A 5,636-nucleotide genomic window follows, 5' to 3' on the forward strand; every position below is an offset into this window, starting at 1 on the left:
GGAGACGTTGTATGATCTTCAAGGCATTCAATCTGAATTCATTAGTCCTGATTTTCAGTTTGTTGCTTCCTTTATTAAGGACAATATCATTAAGATACAGAACATCACAACGGGTGAAGAACTTCCTCCGCTAATCCTTCCAGGTGAAGTGAATCCATCCGGTTTCTTTAGTCCCAATAGTCAAATCTTTGCTGTTGTAGGTGCTGATAATACCCTCAATTTATGGGATATCCAAACGGGTGAAGAACTTCCTCCGCTAACCTTTCCAGATGAAGTAAATCCATCCAGTTCCTTTAGTCCCAATAGTCAAATCTTGGCCATCGTGAGTTCTGATCATAGTATCCAACTCTGGAATATAAACACAGGAGCAGAAATTCACACTCTAACAGGCCATGAAGATTGGGTCACACACATCAGTTTTAGTCCCAATAGTCAGATGCTAGCCACTAGAAGTATTGACAATATGCTCAAGCTCTGGAATGTAGAAACGGGAACCGAAATTCACACTTTAACAGGACATGAAGATCATGAAGATATAGTTATACAAATCAGTTTTAGTCCTAGCGGTCAGATCTTGGCCACTGGAAGTACTGACGGTATGCTCAAGCTCTGGAATGTAGAGACAGGAGAAGAAATTCATGCTCTACGAGGGCATCAAGATGTGGTCAATAGCCTCAGTTTTAGTCCCAATGGTGAGATTTTAGCTTCCGGAAGTCACGACAGCACCATCAAACTCTGGAATGTGGAAACGGGAGCGGAAATCCATACTCTGCAAGGGCATAAGGACTGGGTGAGTGGCCTCAGTTTTAGTCCAGACGGTCAAATTTTGGCTTCTGGAAGTTACGACAGTACTATCAAGCTCTGGGATATAACCACAGGTAGGCTGTTGCAAACCTTAGACGGGCATCAAGATTCTGTTGTGGATGTGATCTTTAGCCCCGATGGCACTACGATCGCTTCTAGCGGTTTAGACAACACCATCCGGTTCTGGACATGGGATTTCGATCGCCTGATGACCATGGGCTGCGATTGGATACAGCCTTATTTGATCACCCGTCCTGAGCAGCAATACCTCTGTGAGGGCTATCTGCCACAACAGTAAAAGAGGTGTGGTAAGCATCCTGCTTAGACGGCTCGATGCTTATCGCAAGCGATCGCCTTCTGCTCTATTCAACCGCGATCGCAGTCCAGCTACCAGGGAGTGTCGGTGAATTCCCTCGGATTTACGGGAGCGCTTTTGTCCCGAGACTATGACCAGCTTCAGCGGGTGAAGGAACTGGATCCGATGACCATTTTGCACCAGGTGGGGCGATCGCCTTCGTTGAATCTCTGCAGGTTCATGCCTCGCTGCTCTGCGGCGTAAAATTTGGGAATAAAGTGAGTACAATCACACTGGTGACGTTGATCAAGAGTCTAACTGCCCGTGAGCTGTTGAAGTGCTGCCCCCCCAGGTAAGGTAATAGTTGTGGGAAAGAGAGTTTTGGAACTATGAGTATGTTGTCAGTGCGGCGGGCAAACACGGAGACGCAGACATGATTGCAAAGTACGTGAAGAACTAGAGTAGCAAGTATCTCAAGTTACATAGAGATCTTCAATTGGCTCTAGGTTGAATCTGATGCCTCGTCCGATGGCAGCGGGGTAGGTCACTCTCTACGGGTTTATGAAGAAAGACGAACAGGCAATCTAACGAAATTGCCAATGTGCTACTCTTTACATCAGAAATTAAGTTTTCTTTTATAGCGGTTTCTAGTCGGATGAAGTACAGGAAAAGCTTTATTGGATAAGCTTTACAGTCCCCTGTAAGCACCTCAGGTGTTGCTGAATCAAGTATGAACCTCTAGCTACAGGTTCTAAAACGTCATGCTATTCAGCAACGCCGGCACCTCATGCCATCGAGAACCCCTATTCATTATCTTCATGTCGCAATCTTTTTGCTCTGACCACCATATTCTTGGTGATAGTTTTTACTGTTCACCAATGTGTCTGTTGCTCAGGTGAAAATTTGGCTGCCTTTTTAAAGGCCATCTTCTGAGTCTTGATAAGGAGTTTTGGAAATGGTTAACTTAGGGTCTGAAGGTTCTACTGTTTTAGTTGTAGGAAGCGGAATCACAGGTTTAATGACAGCCTACTATGCTTGCCAGGCAGGCTATTTAGTGCGACTGGTTAGCAAAAGCCCTGATCCTCGCCAAGCAAAGGCTGATATCCAATTTGAGTCATCGACCTGGGATGGATATGTAAACCGATACATCACCTTGACTGAAGGGCATCCTTATCTCGACTTGCCAGGGTACATTACTACTATGTATCCTGATATTGACTCAGACTTCCGTCAGGATATTTCCCAGGGAGGAATGTTAGTTCACCCATTAAGCCAATGGGGTGAACTAACTCAGCAATTTCTGCATGAGCGAGATATTGCTAACCGTGATCAGCAAGCAACCCTAGCACTCTTTCATGAATATCTTGACGAGAATCGTGCCAGTTTAGAATATTGGTATCAATTATTGATTGAGATAGTTCGTCTGCATCCTCAGCTTGTAAACAAGCTGTCTCTCCATACCCACGGCATCGATCGCTTTTATGACGAGGAGGTTCTCTTCTCTGGTGCTAATGCGGCTCAGAGCAGCGAAAATATTGTCAAGCAATCTTACTCGCCAGAACAACTGCTGCAAAATTCAGACTTTAGAGTTTATGAATCGGGTATTAGCAAACACAAGTTTATTTCGGGTGGAGGATTAACTATATATGGTCTAGCCTTTGACATTCAAGCACTATGTCAAGAATGGTTATTGGGAGAACTAGAGAGCCAAGGCGTAGAACTGTTGTTTGGAGATGGCTATAACGTCGTCAGCATTGAGAGAGATGCTCAAGGTTATATCCTTGGTCTAAAAACTCAGAACGGTGAATTGCACTTGGCAAAGCACATTTTCTTGCATCCTGGTGCTTACATGGATCCTCAAGTTCTCACAGGAACGCCAGCTTATGGCAAGTTGGCTGGTGTCAAAGGACTATGGATGCGGATCAAAAATGCTCAGAACTTGTTTGATCATGCCCCCAGACCTAATAAGATACATGGTGGTAAATATGATATTCAGGTTGGCAATCGCACCTTCAAAGGGCAAGTCTGCGATCTAAATATTATGCCGAAGCATAACTCTGATGGAAGTTGGGAGTTAGTCATTGGTAGTGGATATTTGTTTGTAGGTACTTATCCCTTTGAGGGAGATTCTAGCATGGGTTCACCGCTTCCCAGTCCAGTTGCAGAGGCTGATCGGCAAGCTCAAATTCAGTTTATGGAGGAGCTTGCTATCCGTGCCTTTTCTCAGGTTGTCTCTCGCATTTATGATCTAGATATTGATGTTGACTCAGTGATGGCTGGTACCCATCACTACATTGATTTGCCCTCTAAAGGTTGTATACGTTCTTGGACTCCAGACGATCGAGAACTTAGCGTTCTGCTGCCAACTGCACTGGGAGGAGTAGCCATTATTGACGGCGGCGGAAATACCGGTAGTACGACCAAGGCTCCATTTGTTAGTAAGACAGCTATCAAGTTCACGCAGATCTTGGATCAGGCAGAGGTGAAACCGGTTCGTTTAGACGCGGAAGAACTTCAAACAACTTATCATCAGGTTCGGGCTTCATTAAGGCGTACTAGAGATAACTTGCCTGCTTCCCAGTGGCAGAGGTTAGAAAATGAGCTAAATGAAGCGATCGCTGCGGCGCAATTGCATGGTTGATTCTGAATGGCTTCTAGTTGAGAACTGCTGTTCTGTCAATTGAGGAAAAGTGGTGCGTCTGATTGGTGTTTTGTTAATTGTGATCTCGGCGACCTCCTTTGGGGCAATGCCCATTTTTGCCCATGTTGCCTACGCTGCTGGTGTGACTCCACTCACCGCCCTGTTCTTTCGCTTTGCGATCGCTGCCCTCTGCCTAGGGGCATATCAGGTCGTTCGCCAAAGACCCCTGCCCCAGATCAAAAACCTGCGCACGCTGATGGTGATGGGAGGCCTTGGGTTTGTGCTGCAATCCCTAAGCTTTTTTACCGCCCTCACCTTTGCTACTCCTGGAGTAGTGGTGCTGTTGCTGTACCTGTATCCCACTATCGTAGTGGGGATCTCAATCGTGGTGCTGCATCAGCCCAGCAGCCCCACCAAGCTGGTGGCTCTAGGGCTTGCCCTGGGCGGCACAGCGTTGACTATTGGCTCGATCGGCGATACCCAGCCTATTGGTGTCTGCCTTGGGCTCGCTTCGGCCTTGGTCTATGCTATCTACGTTCTCGTGGGTGAGCGGGTCATGCAGGAAGAATCACCCATCATGGCTTGTACTGTGATGATTACCTCGGCGGCGGCTGTGTTTGGGGGGATTGTAGCTCTGCACGGCGTCAGCCTGCCGACCATGGCTAAGGGCTGGGTCGCCCTCGGTGCCTTGGCGCTGGTTTCCACCGTAGTGGCCATCGGAACCTTATTTACTGGTATCAAGCTGTTAGGAGCTCCCACAGCGGCGATTTTATCTACCCTAGAGCCAGTGGTGACCATTCTGTTAGCATTGGCTATTTTACATCAGCCGATTACCCTGCCCCAACTGGCCGGTGGCACGTTAATTCTAACTTCGGTGATGATGTTGGCTACTGGCAAAGAGCTAGATTAGAGTACCAAGGCCGCTTAGCTGTCTAAACGACTCAAAACTGCGGTTGGCGATCGCTTTCTGCTCTATTCAACCGCGATCGCCTTACCGGATAGGCACCGCCAAGGACGTGAGGTGATGCCGCCACAGATGATCAAGTTGATGAGCGGGAATGGTGAGATACAGCATATCGCCAGCGCTCATGGCCGTCTTCAGCAGTTCCCAGCCATGAACCGTGCGTTGATGGGTTTCTAGGTAGAGCGGCACAAAGTCAGCCGTCATGGCTGCATCCTGCACCGATTTGCCGCAAAAGGGATGGTGGCTGGTGATGATGGTGGCGATCGCCACCCAGAGAGTATTAGCAGTCATGCCGTTACCCAGAATACGTCCCCCCAGGGCAGCGGCGGCAAAGGAGGGTGCGGATAGCTCTGCCGGACTGAGGACGGCCTCGAAGTCAAACACCTGCTGGGCCAGGGGCGCAAACTGTGGATCTTGGTTGCGCACAATCACGGGAAGCTTGGGGGCTACACCCTTGGCCGTCAGGGCAATTTCTAGGTTGGCGACATCATCGCTGGTGACGGCGAGGAGGGCAGCGGCATCTTGAATATTGGCAGCGGCTAAAATCACCGGCAGGCTAGCATCACCGAGAATGGTAGGAACTTTCAGCGATCGCGAAGCGCTGAGGAAGCGATTGTTGGCATCCCGTTCAATCACCACCACATCACAACCATTGGCCCGCAGTTGGTTCACCGTTTGTACCCCCACACCGCCCAAGCCACAGACGATGTAGTGATTGCGTTGGGGAATACGGATATGGCTCCACAGTTGCTGAAAGCGGCTGCCCAACACAAAGTCATTCAGCAGGGCATAGCAAACACCAATCACCCCAGCCCCAGCCAGCATCATAATCACGGTAAATACCTTGATGCCCGCCCCAGCATCTTCGACAACACCTTCATTCCCCCCTGCGCCAGTAATCATGCCCACGGAAAAGTAGAGCGCGTCTACCA

Annotated in this window: 5 protein-coding genes and 1 pseudogene; 5 read left to right on the top strand and 1 reads right to left on the bottom strand. The window is 48.6% G+C overall.

Going from position 1 to position 5,636, the window contains the following annotated elements; genetic code table 11:
• The 5 genes and pseudogenes from V6D20_23835 to V6D20_23855 all read left to right on the top strand — a co-directional run.
• On the top strand, positions 1-1,102 hold a 1,102-nt coding region (locus V6D20_23835; protein ID HEY9818812.1), incomplete at its 5' end, for a WD40 repeat domain-containing protein.
• Positions 1,103-1,168: 66 nt separating this feature from the next.
• Entirely contained in the window at positions 1,169-1,363 is a 195-nt protein-coding gene (locus V6D20_23840) for a hypothetical protein (GenBank protein ID HEY9818813.1), read from the top strand.
• A gap of 29 nt (positions 1,364-1,392) precedes the next feature.
• Positions 1,393-1,559 (top strand): annotated as a pseudogene (locus V6D20_23845) (transposase).
• Between the two features lie 495 nt (positions 1,560-2,054).
• Positions 2,055-3,740 (top strand): FAD-dependent oxidoreductase, encoded by a 1,686-nt coding sequence (locus V6D20_23850; GenBank protein ID HEY9818814.1) that lies wholly within the window; start codon positions 2,055-2,057, stop codon positions 3,738-3,740.
• Positions 3,741-3,792: 52 nt separating this feature from the next.
• Entirely contained in the window at positions 3,793-4,650 is an 858-nt protein-coding gene (locus tag V6D20_23855) for a DMT family transporter (GenBank protein ID HEY9818815.1), read from the top strand.
• A gap of 81 nt (positions 4,651-4,731) precedes the next feature.
• Here V6D20_23855 and V6D20_23860 read toward each other — a convergent pair.
• A partial coding sequence (locus V6D20_23860; GenBank protein ID HEY9818816.1) for an NAD-binding protein occupies positions 4,732-5,636 on the bottom strand: 905 nt, incomplete at its 5' end.

The organism is Candidatus Obscuribacterales bacterium (assembly GCA_036703605.1).
Taxonomy (GTDB): Bacteria; Cyanobacteriota; Cyanobacteriia; order RECH01; family RECH01; genus RECH01.